This is a genomic window from Pseudomonas sp. AC242 (assembly GCF_979258655.1).
This window is the reverse complement of record NZ_OZ409873.1, coordinates 5,832,776-5,851,363: the sequence shown is the minus strand read 5'-3', so window position 1 is coordinate 5,851,363 and position 18,588 is coordinate 5,832,776. Positions and strand designations below refer to the sequence as shown.

At 58.7% G+C, this 18,588-nt stretch carries 13 protein-coding genes and 2 rRNA genes; 10 read left to right on the top strand and 5 right to left on the bottom strand.

Annotation, left to right across the window (positions count from 1 at the left end; genetic code table 11):
• Positions 1-2 precede the first annotated feature (2 nt).
• Complete coding sequence (locus ACZZ0A_RS26425) at positions 3-341, top strand: hypothetical protein (RefSeq protein ID WP_007918987.1); 339 nt, start codon at positions 3-5, stop codon at positions 339-341.
• Between the two features lie 280 nt (positions 342-621).
• On the opposite strand, the gene lapD is transcribed toward ACZZ0A_RS26425, so the two are convergent.
• Positions 622-2,568 carry a cyclic di-GMP receptor LapD gene (lapD, locus tag ACZZ0A_RS26420; RefSeq protein ID WP_007918985.1) on the bottom strand — a complete coding sequence of 649 codons (1,947 nt, stop codon included), beginning with the start codon at positions 2,566-2,568 and terminating at the stop codon, positions 622-624.
• Positions 2,569-2,582: 14 nt separating this feature from the next.
• Positions 2,583-3,275 (bottom strand): cysteine protease LapG, encoded by a 693-nt coding sequence (gene lapG / locus ACZZ0A_RS26415; RefSeq protein WP_007918984.1) that lies wholly within the window; start codon positions 3,273-3,275, stop codon positions 2,583-2,585.
• 195 nt (positions 3,276-3,470) lie between these two features.
• Here lapG and ACZZ0A_RS26410 point away from each other — a divergent pair, with 195 nt between their 5' ends.
• The 5 genes from ACZZ0A_RS26410 (at position 3,471) to ACZZ0A_RS26390 (ending at position 10,526) form a co-directional block, all read left to right on the top strand.
• Positions 3,471-4,181, top strand: a complete 711-nt coding sequence (locus ACZZ0A_RS26410; protein WP_007918983.1) for a GntR family transcriptional regulator — start codon at positions 3,471-3,473, stop codon at positions 4,179-4,181.
• A gap of 749 nt (positions 4,182-4,930) precedes the next feature.
• Entirely contained in the window at positions 4,931-5,704 is a 774-nt protein-coding gene (locus ACZZ0A_RS26405) for a DUF3050 domain-containing protein (RefSeq protein WP_371857972.1), read from the top strand.
• The gene (locus ACZZ0A_RS26400) at positions 5,701-6,630 is read left to right on the top strand and encodes a diiron oxygenase (protein WP_007918981.1); all 930 of its coding nucleotides are present in this window, start codon (positions 5,701-5,703) and stop codon (positions 6,628-6,630) included. The genes ACZZ0A_RS26405 and ACZZ0A_RS26400 overlap by 4 nt, the downstream gene beginning before the upstream one ends.
• Before the next feature lie 13 nt (positions 6,631-6,643).
• Positions 6,644-10,036 carry a non-ribosomal peptide synthetase gene (locus tag ACZZ0A_RS26395; protein ID WP_463543929.1) on the top strand — a complete coding sequence of 1,131 codons (3,393 nt, stop codon included), beginning with the start codon at positions 6,644-6,646 and terminating at the stop codon, positions 10,034-10,036.
• 22 nt (positions 10,037-10,058) lie between these two features.
• Positions 10,059-10,526 (top strand): SRPBCC family protein, encoded by a 468-nt coding sequence (locus ACZZ0A_RS26390; RefSeq protein WP_463543928.1) that lies wholly within the window; start codon positions 10,059-10,061, stop codon positions 10,524-10,526.
• 111 nt (positions 10,527-10,637) lie between these two features.
• Here the strand turns inward: ACZZ0A_RS26390 and ACZZ0A_RS26385 are convergent, their stop codons facing one another.
• On the bottom strand, positions 10,638-12,518 hold the full coding sequence (locus tag ACZZ0A_RS26385; protein WP_095113874.1) for a methyl-accepting chemotaxis protein: 1,881 nt from the start codon (positions 12,516-12,518) through the stop codon (positions 10,638-10,640).
• A 304-nt stretch (positions 12,519-12,822) separates the two neighbouring features.
• Between ACZZ0A_RS26385 and ACZZ0A_RS26380 the strand changes: the two genes are divergently transcribed.
• From ACZZ0A_RS26380 to ACZZ0A_RS26365, 4 genes are all read left to right on the top strand, one after another.
• Positions 12,823-13,323, top strand: a complete 501-nt coding sequence (locus ACZZ0A_RS26380) for a sigma-70 family RNA polymerase sigma factor (protein WP_463543927.1) — start codon at positions 12,823-12,825, stop codon at positions 13,321-13,323.
• Positions 13,323-14,324, top strand: coding sequence for a FecR domain-containing protein (locus tag ACZZ0A_RS26375; RefSeq protein WP_007918973.1), 1,002 nt, complete (start codon positions 13,323-13,325; stop codon positions 14,322-14,324). Before ACZZ0A_RS26380 ends, ACZZ0A_RS26375 begins: the two co-directional genes overlap by 1 nt.
• An 88-nt stretch (positions 14,325-14,412) precedes the next feature.
• The gene (locus ACZZ0A_RS26370; protein WP_095113872.1) at positions 14,413-16,917 is read left to right on the top strand and encodes a TonB-dependent siderophore receptor; all 2,505 of its coding nucleotides are present in this window, start codon (positions 14,413-14,415) and stop codon (positions 16,915-16,917) included.
• Between the two features lie 78 nt (positions 16,918-16,995).
• On the top strand, positions 16,996-18,174 hold the full coding sequence (locus tag ACZZ0A_RS26365; protein ID WP_463543926.1) for a PepSY-associated TM helix domain-containing protein: 1,179 nt from the start codon (positions 16,996-16,998) through the stop codon (positions 18,172-18,174).
• Between the two features lie 71 nt (positions 18,175-18,245).
• Here the strand turns inward: ACZZ0A_RS26365 and rrf (ACZZ0A_RS26360) are convergent.
• Together rrf (ACZZ0A_RS26360) and rrf (ACZZ0A_RS26355) are read right to left on the bottom strand one after the other, a co-directional pair.
• A 5S ribosomal RNA gene (gene rrf / locus ACZZ0A_RS26360) occupies positions 18,246-18,361 on the bottom strand.
• 105 nt (positions 18,362-18,466) lie between these two features.
• Positions 18,467-18,582, bottom strand: a 5S ribosomal RNA gene (rrf, locus tag ACZZ0A_RS26355).
• Positions 18,583-18,588: the final 6 nt, after the last annotated feature.

Genomic DNA, 18,588 nt, shown 5'->3' with positions numbered 1-18,588 from the left:
CAATGTTTTACGTGCAACGCGATGCGCAAGGTCTGTTGATTCGCGTGGAAGCCGCGGCCTACGCCGAGGCCACGGAAACGCTGCCGGCCGACAGCCATGAAATCCAGGCCTGGTTCGCCAATGAAGTGGTGGAAACCAGCCTCAAACAGCTCAAGCAGAGCGACTTTGAAATGATTCGGGTACTCGACGACCTGATTCAGGTGCTGACCCAGAAAGGCGTGATCCGCGTCACCGACCTGCCACCGGCGGCCCAGGCCAAACTGATGGACCGGACCCAGGCGCGGGAAGCGTTGGGCGGATTGAGTCAGTTGATCGATGAGGATGAGGGCGGATTGATCTGATCCCCCCGTAATCAAAAGCCTACCCTCACCCCAGCCCTCTCCCCGAGGGAGAGGGGGCCGACCGAGGTGTCTGGCGTTATAGATCGACCTGAGAAATCGAATCGATTATGGATTCAGCCCCCTCTCCCGGAGGGAGAGCGGCCAACCGAGGTGTCTGGCGCTATAAGTCGATTATGGATTCAGCGGAGCTCTTTCACGTCGGCGTATTACATCAATATCGCACGGTCAGTCCCCTCTCCCTCCGGGAGAGGGCTAGGGTGAGGGTTGCTTTTGCAATGACTCACCGCCAAGGCTTCGGCTCACCCAACAACTGCCCCTGAACCCCATACAAACCCATCTCGCGAATCACCGCCAACTCCCCTTGCGTCTCGACCCGCTCAGCAATCAGCGGCAGATCAATGCTGTGCGCCGCGCGCTGGATAGCCTCGATGAACAGCCGCTTGTCACTCTCCTGATCAATCGCGCGAATGTAGCTGCCATCGATCTTCAGGTACGCCAGCCCCAGCCGCGCCAAATTACCGATCATGCTGAAACGACCACCAAAGCGCTGCAGGCTCAGTGAGAAGCCCAGTTCGCGCAGGCGCCGGGTCAACTGCTCGAGCACCGCTTGTTCCGGCAATTGCTCCTCGCCGATTTCCAGGGTCAGGCGCTCGCCGAGGTTGGAATGTGCGCGCAAAATCTCGAAGACTTTGTTCAACGCCTGCGGATCGGCCAGGGTCGCCGAAGACAGGTTCAGCGCCAGCGAATCTTCATGTTCTTTCATCTGCTCCAGCACGCGCTCAAGCATCAGGCGATCCAGCCGCGCGGTCCAGCCGAAGCGCTCCAGCCATGGCAGAAAACGCCCGGCCGGGATGGTCTGGCCCTGATCATCGAGCAAGCGCGAGAGCACTTTGTAATGCAGCACCAGTTGCGTGTCTGCGGCGGCGACCACCGGCTGGAAATACAGCTCGAAACGTTGCTGACTCAAGGCCTGATCGAGCAAACGATGCCAGGCGTGGTGATCGTCGCCGACATCCGCCGTCAGGCTCTGATCGATGCACGCCCAGTTCTGCTCGCCCTGCCCTTCGGCTTGCGCCAGCGCCTGATCACCGAGGGTCAGCACCTGTTGCGGCGAATCGCCGTGAGTGAAGGGCGCCAGGCCGATCGACGCCACGGCAGCGACGTCGGTCGCGCCGGTGGCGTGCAGACTGCTCAAGGCATTGTCGAGGTTCTGCGCCAGTTGCAGCGCTTCTTCTCGAACCAGCCCCGGCGCCAGCACAGCGAACTCACCGCCACGAATCCGCGTGACAAGGTTCTGGGTTTCCGGGTACTTGGCGCATTCGCGAGACAACTGTTCGCCGACTGCTTTCAACAGTTCATCGGTGCGCTGACCGCCCAGACGCTGGTTGAGCCCGGCCAGATCCTTGACCCGCAACAGCAGTAGATAACCAGAACTGGCCTGCTCCGGATTGCTCACCCGATTGTTCAACTGCATCTCGAAATAACGCCGGTTGGCCAACCCCGTCAGGTTGTCCTGATAAGACTCGGCACGCAGTTTTTCACTGCGCTCGGCCTGCTCCTGAAACAGCGCCTTGAGCTTCTCGACCATCTGGTTCATCGCCTGCACCACGCGACGCAACTCAGGCGTGCGTGGCAATTCAGGCAGGCTGAGAAACTCGCGACGGGCGATGGCGTGAGACTGCTTGACCATGTAATCCAGCGGCTTCAATTGCCGGCGCAGCAGCAATGCGCCGAGCACCGCACTCACTGCGCCGCAGATCAGCAACCAGCCAAGGCTGCCCAACGCGCTCTGCCACAGCTTGGCCACGGCAAACATCGGATGGCTGACCACTTCGACCCGCGCCGCCTGCTCCCAGCCACGGCTGACCAGCGCGTCGCCACCAGCCGGTTCCAGACCGATCAGCTTGACGAACCAGTCCGGCACATTGCTGACCGCCGGAATGCCATTGCGCTCGACGATAGTCTGATCGGTCTTCAGATCGACCACGCGGATGCTCGCGTAATAACCGCTGTCGAAAATCGAACTGACCAGCAACTCGACCATCGCCGGGTCGTCGATATTCGGCGTCAGCGACAAGGCCAGCGCCGTCGCGGCGTCCTGCGCGTGGGAACGCAACTGGTTGACGTACTGGGTGCGCGAGCTCTCCAGACTGACCATGAAGCTGCCGGTGAAGGCGACCACCAGGAACAGACAGATAGCGATCAACAGCTGTTTGAACAAAGACATCTGAGCGCGTGCTCCTAGTTAGTCGTCTCGACCGGGAAACCTTCGGCCTGCATTTTCTTCAAGACATCCTGCCAGCGTGACAGGCGTTTGGTATCACCGACCTTTTTGTTGCCCTTGGCGCCCGGCAAATACAGACCTTCGGCATTGAAAGAGTAGACCGGCAGCAAATCGGTTCGCTGCGATGCCGGCTGGATCGGATCGATGAGGCTGTCGAGCACCAGCGGCATGGCATCGGGGGTGGCATAGTAAGTCAGGACCATGTGCGCGCGGTTCTGGCGCAACGCTTTGACATAGGTGATGCGCAGCTTGTCACTGGAAACGCCGAGATGGCGCAGGCTGAAATACTTGGCGATCGCATAGTCTTCGCAGTCGCCAGCGCCCTTCCACAGCGCCTCGATCGGCGTTTCCCAATAGTCGACCTCGTGCCACAGGTCGATGTCTTCGACGTAGCGCACCTGTTTGTTGAAAAACAGGTTCACCACTTTGAGCTTTTCCATCTCGCTAACCTGTTTCTGCGTAGCCAACAGATTCTGCCAGGCATCGATGCGCTGCTGCCCGACACCCAGCGGCCCATAGAGCGCCGTGGCTTTGCGGCTGATCGTGGAAAAATCCCAATCGGCATGCAGACCGCCCAGCATGACGCCGGCCAGCAGCAGTGCGCAGCCTAGCCAGCGCAGTGTCCGGGGGATCGCGAAACGTACCGCCACAGCAGAATTCCGGGGGCAGGAAGGAAAGCGTTTGATGGTGAAGCTTAGCCCGGCAAAAAACAATGGCACCATGAGATCATCGGCGACACGCTAAACTTCAGTTGGCACCCAATGTTTTACAAGGTTTGACAACCTGTAGAGCAATCACTAGTGTCATTTGGATCCAAATCAGGCCGACATACAGGGTGCGTAGTCGTGACACAGAAGCCCAAACCGCTGCACAGCATTAAAGTCGATGGACCGATTCCTGCGCATCTGGCCCGGTCGGTGATCGAAGAAACCCTGCGCTCGGCAATCCTCGATGGGCGTCTGCCCTGCGGCACGGCGCTGCGCCAGCAGGATCTGGCCGATTTGTTCGGCGTCAGCCGCATGCCGGTGCGCGAAGCCTTGCGCCAGCTCGAAGCTCAGGAACTGCTGAGCGTTACCGCGCATAAAGGCGCAGTGGTTGCGCCGTTGATTCAAGGCGATGCCACCGAAACCTACGAGCTGCGCATCCTCCTCGAATCCGAAGCCATGCGCCAGTCGATTCCGCAGCTGACCTCGGCCGATCACACACGCGCCGCCGGTTACATCGAAGAGCTGGAAGCGCAACACGACTACACGGAAATCGGCCGGCTCAACCGTTTGTTCCACATGGCCCTGTACTGCAAAGCGCCCAATAAACGCTTGCTGCGACTGGTCGAAGACGGACTCAACGAAGAGGAACGTTTTCTGCGTTTCAACCTTGAGGCCATGGGCCTGGGCAAACTGTCCCAGGACGATCACCGGGCAATGCTGCAAGCCGTGCAGGATCGTGACGTTGAACTGTCAATCAAACTCCTCGAGCAGCACCTTAATCGGGGCGTCGAGGTGATTACCCGTTATCTCGCTACCCCCGCCGCGCAAAGCCGCAAAGCCGCTCGCTGAGCGCGCACCTCCCACGAATCACCCGCTTACAAATCCCCAAGCGATCTGCCCGCCCTCAGGTGGGCGGATCCGCGTGCCCGCTCTAACCTCCTCCGCGCCTATCAGTCCGCATTTGCAGCGTGCCGATGACGAATCGGTAATAGCCGTGGCGCTCATTTACCCGCACTCTTGAACGGCCAACCCCATAAAGAACGGGCGACGCGCCGCCCTGACGGCGCAGTCCCCGCACCAGGAACCTACGGAAGGAGCCTTGCCACGGGAAAAAGGAAGTCATGGCGCGGGGTCACGGCCAACTTCCGCCCCTTTTAAATCATTCAATTCTTATTGCTGGAAAGTTGCTTCGAGTGAGGCATTCACTCTTGTCGATCAATTTTGGCCGTTATTCGCCGAAAGGAGCAACTACGCCCAAATAAAACTTTACCCACAAGTTTTATCGGAACAACTCAACTTCAAAAAATAGCAAACTTAAAATAATTAAAAATATACTTGTTAACTACTTTGTCTGTGTATTAGCTTTTCTTCGCCAAGTTTGAACTTCGCCCTTCAACTCGGCATCAGCCCAATGCCTGCGGTACATCAGCAGCGCCTTATGGGCAGACATGAGGCCATGTCACAGGTATATCGATCCGCACTTATCCATCAGGAAAGAAGGCTGTCGTCCGTCGACAGAAAACAAGTAAGTCGTCGTTTCATTGATTGCGCAGTTTCCAGAGCAGTTCCATTACATATCAACGATAAAGGACATCATGATGCCCAATAAGAACCAACTCGCCCTGAAGAAAGCCGAACTTAGCATTCACCCGATCTTTTCCGAGATCACCTCGCTAACGGTCTTGCGTCGTTTCATGGAAACCCACGTGTTTGCCGTGTGGGATTTCATGTCGCTGACCAAACGCCTGCAGCAGGAGCTGACGTGCACCCGTTTGCCGTGGTTACCGCCGCGTGACCCTCACGCCGCCCGGTTGATCAACGAGATCGTTCTGGGTGAAGAATCGGATGATCGCCTGACGGAGGGTCATTACAGCCATTTCGAGTTGTACCTGGATGCGATGCGCGAAATCGGCGCGAGTACCACGGCCGTGGAGCGCTTTGTCGCCCTGCAACAGGAAGGGGTGAGCTATGACGTTGCGCTGCAAAGCGTCGAGGTGGATCCGGCCGCTGCGCAATTTGTCCGCGACACCTTGCGTACCGCCCTGCATGCACCAGGACACAGCGTGGCGGCGGCGTTTCTGCACGGTCGCGAGAGTGTGATCCCGACCATGTTCCAGCGCATTCTTGACGACTGGGGCATCGGCATCGAACAGGCACCGACCTTCCGTTACTACCTGGAACGGCACATCGAGGTCGACTCCGAAGACCACGGCCCGGCGGCAGAACACCTGCTCGAACGCCTGGTCGCCGGCGATCCGCAGCGCGAGGCCGAGGTCTACGCCAGCGCCATCGCCGCCGTGGAGAGTCGCATCGCCCTGTGGGACGGCCTGCGCCTGAGCATGCGCGAACCGTTGGCGGAGGTGGCCCAATGAACGCCGCCGACTATCAATCCTTTGCCGACGCCTGGGAGAACCGCGCCACCATCCGCACTCGCCCCCGACGCGTGCTGGAAGACGATGAACGCCTGATCTACCCGCTCAGCCGCCAACCACTGGTGCTCAGTGAAACCTTCCTGCGCGAGTGCCCGCAACAGCGTGATTTCGCCTTGGTGCAGACGCTGTACAAGTTCATCAACGACGTGGTGATTTTCGAAACCGAGATCGTCGACAAGACCGCACGCAGCATCGCCAAGAACCGCTTCGCCGTGGCCTTCCCGTTTGCCTGTCGTTACGACGCGATGACCGTGGTGGTCGATGAGGATTATCACGCGCTGGTGGCGATGGATTTCATGCAGCAAACGGTAGCGATGACCGGCATCGAGCCGATTCAGTTGCCCGATGAGATCGAGTTGAGCCGGGCGATTCCTGCGGCTGTAGCGCTGGCACCGGAGCACCTGCGCAGCGCGGTGGAATTGATCTGCGTGGCCATCGCCGAAAACACCGTGACCGGCGATGTCGCGGCGTTCGCCCGCGATGACACGGTCAAGCCGTCGATCAAAGGTCTGATGGCCGATCACTTGCTCGACGAAGGTCGTCATTCGAGTTTCTGGGCGCGGATGGTGCGTATCTATTGGCACACCGCCAACGCGGCGGATCGCGAAACCATCGCGCAGATTCTGCCGGTGTTCATCGGCCACTACCTGACCAACGACATCCAGAAAGCCTTCGATCTGCGCCTGATCGACGCACTGCCGGTCAGCGAGGCGACGCGCCGTTCGCTCAGGGATGAAATGGCCGGGCTGGCCTTTCCGATCAATCGCCACCATCCGCTGGTGGGCAACATCGTCAAGTTCTTCCACAACAGCTCGCTGCTCGACACGCCCTGCGTGCAGCACGCCTTGCGCGATTACCTGGTTTGACAAGGAGGCCGACATGAAACGTCTCGACATTTTGCTGATTGGCGCCAGCCAGGCCATGACCGACCTGGCGCAGGAACTGGAACAACACGGTCACTCCTTGCAGCGCAGCGGCGTTGCGGCATCGACGGTGGATTTGATCATCGACGATGGCTTCATTGGCGCTGGCGACTTCTGCGCCATCCCGCATCTGCATCTGCGTCTGGGTGTTGGCGTGCAGAGCCTTGGCGGTTTGCCGTCACTCGATTTGCTGTGTTTTCTTGGCTCGTCACTGATCAGCCGCGTGCCGATTGCCGATGAGCCATCGGGAAACGGTCAGGCATTGCGACAGCGGGTGCTGACCCAAGTGGTGGACGAAGTGGCGTTGCTGGTCAGCCGCTTCTCCCGTGACGCTGAGTATCTTCAGCAGGCCGGATCTGTGCCGGCGCCGGATTTCGAGCGGATGGAAAATCTGCTGTTTCTCGACAACCTGGCTTACGTCCATCAGCGCAACGACACCGCGAATGTGGCGCTGCTGAAACAGGCGCAAGTGCCAGTCATCGAGCGTCTGCAACAGAGCTTGATTCGCCACGCCGAACGGCCGGCACTGCACCTTGGCGAACAGTCGCTCAGCTACAGCCAGTTGCACGACTACAGTCGCGCGATTCAACAGCAAATGCTGCCTTTGCTCGAGCAACATCCGCAACCGTGGGTGGTCGGCATCTGCCTGCCGAAAAGCCCGGCGTTGTTCGCATCGATTCTGGCGGTCCTCGGCAGCGGCGCGGTGTATTTGCCACTGGAGCCGAGTCATCCGTTGCAGCGCCAGCAATACATTCTGCAAAACGCAGGCGCGCTGCTGTTGTTGCATGACGGCGAGCATCCGCTTGGCAAAACCATGGCGGGGCTGGACGTCAGCCGCATCGACAGCGCTGAGGCAGATCTCAGCCAACCGTTGATGCGCCGCCGCCCCGAACTTGATGCAGCGTGCATGGCGCTCTACACCTCGGGCACCACCGGCCATCCGAAGGGTGTGCTGCTCAGCCAGGCCAACCTCGCGCACTTCACCGCGTGGTACGCCGATTACGTGCAGTTGCAGGCAGAAAGTCGAGTCTTGCAGTTCTCGTCGCTAAGCTTCGATTCGTCGCTGATCGACATCTTCCCGACCCTGCTCGAAGGCGCCGAACTGGTGGTGCCCGACGACACGCAACGGCGCGATCCGCTGCAACTGGTCGCGCTGATCCGCCGCCGGCAATTGACCCACGCGTTCCTGCCGCCAGCGCTGTTGAGCATCCTGCCGCTGGAGCAACTGGAAGGTGTGCAAGTGATGACCGGTGGCGACGTCTGCGAGCCGTTCGTCATCGAACAACTGACCCGTCAGGGCACGCTGCACAACCTTTACGGCCCGACCGAAGCGACGGTGCTGATCACGGCGCGGCAACTCAAACCCGGCGACAGCAACCGCAGCCTCGGTGCGCCGATCGCCAATAGCCAAGTGCTGATTCTCGATGATGATTTGCAACCGGTACCGCAGAACACCGTCGGCGAATTGTTCATCGTTGGTCCCGGTGTCTGCCTCGGTTATCTGAACAATCCTCAGCAGACCGCCGAACGTTATCTGAACCTGAAATTACCGGACGGCCAAACGCTGCGCGCCTACCGCAGCGGCGACATGGCCAAGTGGGGCGAGCACGGTATCGAGCTGTGCGGACGGCGCGATAACCAAGTGAAGATCCGTGGATTCCGGGTCGAGCCGGAAGAGATCGAACGTTGCCTGCGCGAGAGCCAGTTGTACCGGCAAATCGCAGTGGTGATCGACAGTCAGCGACGGATTCTGGCGTTCCTCGCCCAGCCGCAATCGGACACCGCGCGCGAAGCACTGAAGGCCCACGCCCGGCAGTTTTTGCCCGACTACATGCAACCCGTGGCGTGGACTGAACTGTCGAGCATGCCGTTCGCCAGCAACGGCAAGGTCGACCGCAAAGCGCTGCTCGCACTGCCAGTGAGCGTGCAGGACAGCGGGCCAAAATGCCTGCCGGCGAATGCCGACGAAGCACTGCTGCTGGAGATCTGGGCGGAGCTGCTGGAGCTGCCAACCAGCGACGTTTCCACCGACGAAAGCTTTTTCAATCTCGGTGGTCACTCGATTCTGCTGTCGCGAATGTTGCTGCGGCTGCGTGAGGAGTTCGGTCGCAGCATTTCGATCAATCGCTTCATCGAACTGCCGACCATCATCAAACTCGCGACGCTGGTGCGCGGCACCGATGACAGCACGGTGCTCAGCGCTCAAGCCATGGCCGACGCCGAGCGCGCACTGGATATCGAGCCACTGCCGATCAGTCACATGGGTGATGTGCACAAGGTCATCGTCACCGGGGCCAATAGTTTTGTTGGCGTGCACATCGTCGAGGCGCTGCTCGGCTGGGGCGCCAGCGAAGTGGCGTGTCTGGTGCGCGATGGCGGCGGGCAAACGGCGGCGCAACGCTTTGCCGAGTCACTGCGGGAAAACCGTCTGGAGCATCTGGATCTGAGTCGCGTGCGGGTTTACGCGGCAGATATCACACGCCCGCAACTGGGCCTGGACGACGACGATTATCAGCGCCTCGATCGTGAGTTCGGCGCGTTGGTGCATAACGCCGCCAACGTCAATCACGTACTCGATTACGAGTCCCTGGCGGCAGACAACGTCGAGCCGATTTTTGCGCTGCTGCGTTTGTGCGAAGGGCAGAGCAAAAAGGTTTTCAATTTCGTCTCGACGCTGTCGGCTTCAAGTACGGTCGACGATGCGGGGCGAGTGCTGGAATTGCCTGCCGCGCAAACGCCGCCGATCTACATTCGCAACGGCTACAACCTGTCGAAATGGGTCGGCGAGCGCATCCTCGAACGAGCGCGGGAGCGCGGCGTCCGGGTCAATCTGTACCGCCCCGGCAACATCAGTTTCAACAGCTTGAGCGGCGTTTGTCAGCCGCACAAAAACCGTCTGATGCTGATGCTCAAAGGCTCGATCCAGCTCGGCCAGGTACCGGCGTTCGCGCTGAATTTCGACCTGATGCCGGTGGACTTTCTCGCCCGCTTCATCGCCTTCCACGCCAGCCGTTATTCGCCCGACCGCGCGGTGTTCAATCTGCATAACCCCGAGCCTTTGAGCTGGGACGCCTACGTCGCTTCGTTCCGCGAAACCGGCAGCGAGTTCGCGCTGGTCAGCGTCGCCGACTGGCAGCAGCAACTCGGGCGTGTCGACGCCGATAACGCGCTGTTCGGCGTGCTCGGTTTCTACCTCAACGGCTTTGAAGAAGACATCGGCGACATCTCCCTGATCGGCCACGCCAACGCTGAAGCCGGCGTACAGCAGATGGGCGCGCATTACCCGCAGAAATCCCCGGCGCTGCTGCGTCGCGGCTGCGACTACCTGAAAGAAATCAACTTCATCTGATCCAACAAAAAGGAGCAACACCATGAGCACTCTGCAACCCGATACCCTGATCAAAAACCCCCATGGCTGCCACGTTGTGTCTTCGGTAGAAGTGTCGGCGGACGCCGCACAGGTCTGGGCGGTGGTGGGCAACTTCGCCGGTTTCGACCGTTTCATTCCAGCGCTGTCGCACATCGAAACAATCGGCGAGGGCGTGTCTTCGCTGCGCAAAAAATGCTTCAAGGATGGCAACCTCGTGGTCGAGCAACTCGACTCCCGCGATGAACACGCGCGGAGCATGACCTGGACGACGATTTACAACACGTTGGGGGTGGCGAATCTGTGGGCGGCGATGAATGTGGAAGCGCTGGGCACAGGCAAATCCAGGGCAACCTGGACGATCATTGCCGAGCCGGCTTCGGGCGGTGAGGAGGCGTTGCCGGGGTTCAAGGATTTTGTGCAGGGGTTTGCGGATGATGCGATGGGGAATGTGCTGAAGCTGTTTGTCTAAGGCTTCGGCTTTGCGGTGAATGCACCACCGCTTTCGCGAGCAGGCTCGCTCCCACAGGGAAATGCATTCCAAATGTGGGAGCGAGCCTGCTCGCGAAGAACGATAACGCGGTCAGATTTTGAAGCTGTCGACCAATTGCTTCAGACGGTTAGCCTGCTGCGACAACGCATCACAATCCTTCAACGTTTCATTGAGGTTGGCGACGCTCTGCTGGTTCAGCAGGTTGATCTGGTTAACGTCGACGTTGAGGGTTTCCACCACGGCGGTCTGCTCTTCGGTCGCCGCTGCCACCGACTGGTTCATCCCGTCGATTTCGCCGATACGCTGGGTCACGCTGACCAGACGCAAACCGGCCTGGTTGGCCACTTCCACGCTCTGCTCGCTGGACGCCTGACTGGCGTTCATCGTGGTCACCGCTTCGCGCGAACCGATCTGCAACGACGTGATCATCTTGTGGATCTCTTCCGCCGACTCCTGGGTGCGATGGGCGAGGTTACGCACCTCGTCCGCCACCACCGCAAAACCACGCCCGGCTTCACCGGCACGCGCAGCTTCGATCGCCGCGTTGAGCGCCAGCAGGTTGGTCTGTTGCGAGATGCCTTTGATCACATCAAGGATGTGGCCGATGTTGTCGGTGCTGGCATTCAGGGTTTCAATCTGCGTGCACGACAGGCTGATTTTCTGCGACAACTCGGTCATCGCTTGAATCGTCTGCTCGACTACCTGACGACCGTCATCAGCCTGCTCGCTGGCGCCGCTCGCGTGTTGCGAAGCATCGGCGGCGTTGCGCGCGATTTCCTGAGTGGCGGCGCCCAACTCGTTGATCGCGGCAGCCACGCTGTTGGTGCGCGCGCTTTGTTCGTCGGAACCGACGATCGAAGCATTGGACGACGCCATCACGCGCTGCGACAAGTCATGCACATGGCGGGTTGCCGAGGACACTTCGGAAATCGACGCGTGAATCCGTTCAACGAACTGGTTGAATGCGCTGCCCAATTCACCGAATTCGTCTTTGCTCTCAACCACCAGACGACGGGTCAGATCGCCTTCGCCCTGAGCAATGTCCTGCATCGCACGACCCATGGTGGTCAGCGGACGCATCAGGACATTGATCAACAGGCTCAGCAGCAGCGCAATCGCAGCCACAGCAACAAACATCGCGATCAGCGCCGAGGTGCGAAATTGGCTGAGTGCGGCGTAGGCTTTATCGCGATCAATCGACAGACCGATGTACCACTGCGCATTCGGCAGATCGCTCACCGGGGTGAACGACAGAATACGTTCCTGGCCATTGAGCACCACGTTCTGGTTGCCCTTCTCGATGCGCACGCTGGTGTTCGGGTAGATGTCTTTCAGGTTTTTCATGACCTGATCTTTGTCCGGGCTGACGATCACCTGGCCGTCGGCGCTGACCAGGAACGCGTGGCCAAGACCACCGAAGTCCACCGAGTTGATGATCTTCACCAGGGTTTCCAGGCTCAGGTCACCACCGACCACGCCAAGCAGCTCGCCGTTCTTTTTCACCGGCATGGCGATGGTTACCACTAACCCGCCAACCGCTGCCATGTACGGCGGCGTCAGCATGGTTTTGTCAGCGACCACGGCTTGTTTGTACCAAGGACGCTGACGCGGGTCGTAGCCGTCCGGCATCTTCGCGTCAGGACGCTGGGTGAACACACCGTTGGCCTGACCGACGTAGGTGAACTGGAAGTTCGAAGTGAACGCTGGTTGATCGACCAGACCCGGGAAGTCCGCGTCCTTGCCCTGATGGGCAACGTTCTGCGCGAGGTTTTCCAGCACCAGAATCCGCCCGCTCATCCAGTTCTGCACGCTGCTGGCGGTCAGGTCACCGGCCTGCTGCACGGAGGACTGAAGGTTCTGGCGAATGGTGTTTCGCTGCAGGTAGTCGTTGTAGAGGGTGAACAGCGCGAACGCCAGGACCACGACGCCCGAGGCGGCCAACAGGATTTTATGGCTGAACTTGAGATTCATTTCATGGGACTTCTTATGCCAAAAGTGGGGATGCGTTCCGGATGCAACATTCCATGTACAGCGCAGGCAGCGTTCTAACGGCTGCTCTGATTTGGTGCACGCATGTCTCACCAGTCTGTCGGCACGTGTCGGAGAAATCTTAGGGTTGAGCGGGAAATGGATGGCGTTTCTGCAGGATTCCCGCCGAACGGCGTGCCAGAGCGTTCGCCCCGATGTTTTTCAGGGTTGATGTTCGGGTGGCAGTTGCAAATTTCGTAACCCTTGATGACAATGCGAGTAATTATCATTTGTGACGTTGGCGTTGATGTCCTCACCTGAGTTTGCAGTACAGGCGCTTTACAGTAGTCATCACGGCTGGCTTAACGCTTGGCTGCGCGAGCGGCTGGGCAATGCGGCAGATGCGGCGGATCTGGCGCAGGACACTTTCCTGCGCCTGCTGCAGCGCACCGAACGCCTCGAACTCAAGTCGCCTCGCGCCTTCCTGCGCACGATTGCACGTGGGTTGGTGATCGATCATTGGCGCCGAGAGGAAATCGAACGTGCCTATCTCGAAACGATCGCCCATTTGCCTGAAGCAGAAACACCGAGTGCCGAAGCCCGGGCGCTGGTGATCGAATTGCTGGAGAGCATCGCGCGCATGCTTGAAGGACTGAAGCCGAAAGTGCGTCAGGCCTTTCTGCTGGCGCAGTGCGAAGGTTTAACCCACAAGCAGATCGCCGAACAGATGGGGCTTTCCCTGCGTTCGGTTGAACGTTACGTCGCCGACGCCCTGTATCACTGCTATGTGCTGCGGTATGAAAGCTGATGCCGGTGGATAACGTCTCAGTCGGTCGCCGCGCCGAGCCTCGACAGCACGTAGTCAAACAAGCCATCCATTGGCTGCTGCGCTTGCGCAACAACCATGGCAACCCGCGGTTGAATCGCCAGTGCGAACAGTGGCGCGCCGAACACCATGAGCACGAACTGGCCTGGCAACGGGTGCAGTCGCTGCAAGCCGAGTTGAGCAATAACCTGCGTGCGGTGCCCGGTGCGCAAGTGGCGTTCAACACCCTGGAAAACAGTGCTCAGGGTCTTGGCCGGCGACAGGCCTTGAAGCTGTTGTCTGGCGCATTGCTGATGGGCTCCGCCGCGTGGCTGGCCAAAGACACGGCCGCGTGGCAGCAATGGAGCGCCGATTACGCTACGGCGACGGGCGAGCGGCGCGGCTTTCAGTTGCCGGATGGCACGCGGATCGAACTGAACACCGCGAGTGCAGTGGATCTGGATTACACCGCACAGCAGCGGCTGATCAAACTGACGCGCGGCGAAATTATTGTCACCTGTGGCGGCTCCGACGAGGGCGCGCCGTCTGATCGGCCGCTGCGGATACAAAACCGTCACGGTACTTATGAACCTTTCGATGCCCGATTCATCCTGCGTCAGGAACATGATTGCACTCGGCTCAGCGTCACCCATGGTCAGGTTGCGATCCGCTCCGGCGGCACTTCGGTGGAAGCATTGGCCGGGCAGAGTTATCTGATCGATCACCATCGGGTTCGCCCTGCACCGCCGCTGGCTATGGATGCTGGCGCTTGGGTCGACGGCTTGATCGTCACGCGCAATATGCGTCTGGGTGATTTTCTCAGCGAAGTCAGCCGTTATCGTCAGGGCTTTCTGAGTTGTGCGTCTGACGTTTCCGAGTTGCGTCTGTCCGGCGTATTCCGCCTGGAAGACACCGACAAGCTGTTGGCGATTCTGCCGCAGACGTTGCCGGTGCAATTGCGCTATCGCACGCGTTGGTGGGTGACGCTGGAGCGCGTTGCCTGAAATTATTTTGGCGGGTTTTCGCTGCAGGTCCGGCTTAGTCAGTAAGCACTTCAATTCAAGCGTTTGCGACTTCCTACGGAAACCTACAATGACTGTCCGCGCCACCTGTAAGAACACTCTGAATTTAACTGCAGAATCGGGCCTGTTGCGCCACGCCGTTCGGGCAGCGCTTTTTTCCACGGTGCTGGGCGTTGGTGTGATGCCCGGTTTGAGCATGGCGGATAATCCAGCGGCCAGTGAACTCAGCCATCGCTACAACATTGCAGCGGGCCCGTTGGGTGAGGCGCTGAATCAATTTGCACGTCAGGCTGGCATCACGTTGTCGACGACCCCGCAGCAAACTCAGGGCCGGCAATCGCCAGGCGTACAGGGTGAATATTCGACCGATCAGGCGTTAAGCCATTTGCTCGGTGGCTCCGGTCTGGAAGCGGTCAGCCAGGATGGCAGCAGCTACGTCCTGCGTCCGCTCGCTGAAACCGAAGCGCTGGCCCTGCCAACCACCGATATCAAAGGTTTCGCCCTCGGCAACGCCTTGGGCAGCATGGATGGCTACAACGCCACGCACAGCCAGATCGCCACCAAGACCAGTACGGCGTTGCTGGAAACCTCGCAAAGCGTATCGGTGGTCACTCGCGAACAAATGGATGACCAAGGCTCGCAGACTGTCTCGCAGGCAATGCGTTACACGCCGGGTGTGCTGACCAATCCGTACGGCGCGACCCATCGCTATGACTATGTGGCGATGCGCGGTTTCAACGACGGCTCGGTCGACAACATCTACCTCGACGGCCTCAAGTCGATGGGTGACAGCGGTACTTACAGCACCATGCAAGTCGATCCGTATTTTCTTGAGCGCGTCGACATTCTCAAGGGACCCTCGTCGGTGCTGTACGGTCGCAGTTCGCCTGGCGGCCTGGTGGCGCTGACCAGCAAAAAACCGCTCTACGAGGCTTACCATCAGGTGCAAGCCACGTTCGGCACGCAGGGGCAGCGCGGGGTCGGTTTTGACTTCAGCGGCCCGGTCGATGACGACAAGCGTATTGCCTATCGTCTGACCGGGTTAACGGATCAGTCCGACACGCAATTCGACCACAACAAAGAAAAACGCTTCGCCCTCGCACCGACGTTAAGTATCGATTTCAGTGAAGACACTTCGCTGACGTTGCAGGCGTATCTGCAACACGATCCGGATGGCGGCTACCACGGCGGTGTACCGGCCGACGGCACCATTCATCAGCGCAATGGCAACCGCATCTCGCCACACTTCTTCGAAGGCGAGCCGGGCATCGATGGCTATTCCCGTGATCAGCAATCATTCGGTTATCAATTCGAACATCGCTTCAACGACGTCTTCACCGCTCGCCAGAATTTCCGTTACCTCGATTCCAAAGTAAACATGGATCAGGTCTACGCCTATGGCTGGACCTCGCCGAGCAGCAACGAGCTGAACCGCTATTACACCGGCGGGGATGAGCGTCTGCATGCGTTTATCGTCGACAACATGCTCCAGGCTGAATTTTTCACCGGCGCGACCAAACACACGGTGCTCATGGGCGCCGACTATCAGCGGCGCAAAACCGTGGTCGACTGGACCAGCGGCGGTCTTGCACCGATCAATGCATTCAACCCGGTGTACGGCAACTCGACGGTCGATATGTATGGCGAAACCAGTTACCTGCGGCGTCTGGAGCAGACCGGGGTTTACCTGCAAGACCTGATCGAGATGGACAAGTGGCGCTTCTCGCTGGGCCTGCGTCAGGACTGGGTCGAGACTTCGGACGAAAATCGTATCGCTGAAGCCGGGCGTCCGGTTGACACAGAGATCAATGATCGCCGCACCAAGCTAACTGGCCGTGCGGGTGCGCTGTACCTGTTCGATAACGGACTGGCGCCATACATCAGCTACTCCGAGTCGTTTAACCCGAACTCCTATGCTGACAGCGCCGGCAATCCTTTGGCACCTACCGACGGAACACAGTGGGAAGTCGGTATGAAGTATCAGCCGCCAGGCACTGACAATTTGTTCACCGCGTCGCTGTTCCGCATCGATCAGGAGAATCTGGCGACCAAACTGCCGCAGGAAAACTTCTATCGTGCGGTCGGTGCCGTCCGCTCTCAGGGTCTGGAACTGGAAGCGCACATGCAGTTGACCGATAACCTCAAAGTCCTCGGCAGCTACACCTTCACCGATATCGAATACTCGAAGTCGATGGTCAGCACCTTGAGTACGCCGACAGACGTAATCGAGAACAAGGGCAACTCGCCGACACAGGCCCCGCGTCATATGGCGTCGTTGTGGGCGGACTACAAGTTCGACAACGCGGCACTCGATGGCCTGCGACTCGGCGGCGGCGTGCGTTATGTCGGCTACAGCTGGGCCGATGCGGAAAATACCCTCAAGGTGCCTTCCTACACGCTGTTCGATGCCTCGATTGGCTATGACTTGGGCAAGGTCGGCTTGAAGGGCGTTGATGTTCGTCTGAACGCGAACAACCTGACCAATGAGTCCTACGTCGCTTCCTGCGCAAGCCTGAACTTCTGCTACATGGGCGAAGAGCGCAACGTGGCGGCGACGGTGAGCTACCAGTTCTAAACCTTTCGTCCTGTGCATAAAAAAGCCAGCCTCTGATTTTTCAGGGGCTGGCTTTGTCGTTTCTGTGGGGAAATTCTCATGCGTGCGTTTCTGGTGTTGTTGCATCGCTATATCGGCTTGGCCACCGCAGTTTTTTTGCTGCTTGCCGGGGTCACGGGAAGCATTCTGGCGTTCAATCATGAGCTGGATGAATGGTTGAATCCGCAGTTTTATGCGGCGTCTGCAGTGGGTGAGCGACTGCCGCCCGGTGATTTGGTTGATGCCGTGCAGAGTGCCCATCCAAAGTTGCAGGTCTGGTACATGGAGTACCCGAATGAGGCGGGCCACACCGCGTTGCTTGCGATGGTCCCGCGTAACGATCCGGGGACCGGCCAGCCATTCACTGAGCGTAATCAGGTGTTCTATCTGGATCCGGTGAGTGCTGAGCAAAAGGGCCAGAGGTATTGGGGGGAGTGCTGTTTTCAACGGGAGAATTTTGTCCCGTTCATTCTTGAGTTCCACTACAACCTGACGTTGCCGGGTAATTGGGGATTGTTGTTGATGGGTCTGGTTGCCATTGCCTGGGTGATCGATTGCTTCGTTGCGCTGTGGCTGACATTGCCGCGAGGAAAGCCATTCTGGAAAAAGTGGTCGACCGCCTGGAAGGTGAAGGGTGGGCATGCCTATCGGCTCAACTTCGATCTACATCGTGCTGGGGGGTTGTGGCTGTGGTTGTTGCTCCTGCCGATCGCTGTCAGCAGCGTCGCCATGAACTTGCCGAGCCAGGTATTCAAGCCTGCGGTTTCGTTGTTTTCACCGATTGAACCGAGCGTCTACGAGGCTCGAGGGCGAATGACCCCTTCACAGTTGGGGGTGACGCAATTGAGTTATCAACAGGCGTATGAGAGGGCGTTGCAGGAGGGGAAAAGGTTAGGACTGACAGCGGCGATCGGGGAGTTGTATTACAGCTTTGAGTACAACTTCTACGGCGCTGGTTTTGGACAGCACGACACCGAAGCCCATGGCAAATCCTGGTTGTTCTTTCATGGTACGGACGGGCGATTGTTAGGGCAGGAGATTGCTGGGCAGGGAACGTTGGGAGAGCAATTTTATCGGTTGCAGTTACCGATACATGGAGGACGGATCATTGGAGTTACAGGGCAGGTAATGATCGCGGTGTTAGGTATTTTGATGGCGGGTTTGTCGGGGACTGGCGTCTACATCTGGTGGCGCAAATGGCAGGCTCGACGTATCAGCAAGGCACGTAAAGCTGTTTGATCATTGGTTGTGCAGGTCCTGAAATGACAAAACCCCTGTCTGCGTTAGCAGACAGGGGTTTCGGAATTCAATCTTGACGATGACCTACTCTCACATGGGGAAACCCCACACTACCATCGGCGATGCATCGTTTCACTTCTGAGTTCGGGATGGGATCAGGTGGTTCCAACGCTCTATGGTCGTCAAGAAATTCTGTATCTGGCCCGTCAACACGGTAACAAGCCAGCAAAAACGGTTACTTCTACTAAAACAAAACCCCAACTGCTTTCGCAATTGGGGTTTCGGAATTTAATCTTGACGATGACCTACTCTCACATGGGGAAACCCCACACTACCATCGGCGATGCATCGTTTCACTGCTGAGTTCGGGATGGGATCAGGTGGTTCCAACGCTCTATGGTCGTCAAGAAATTC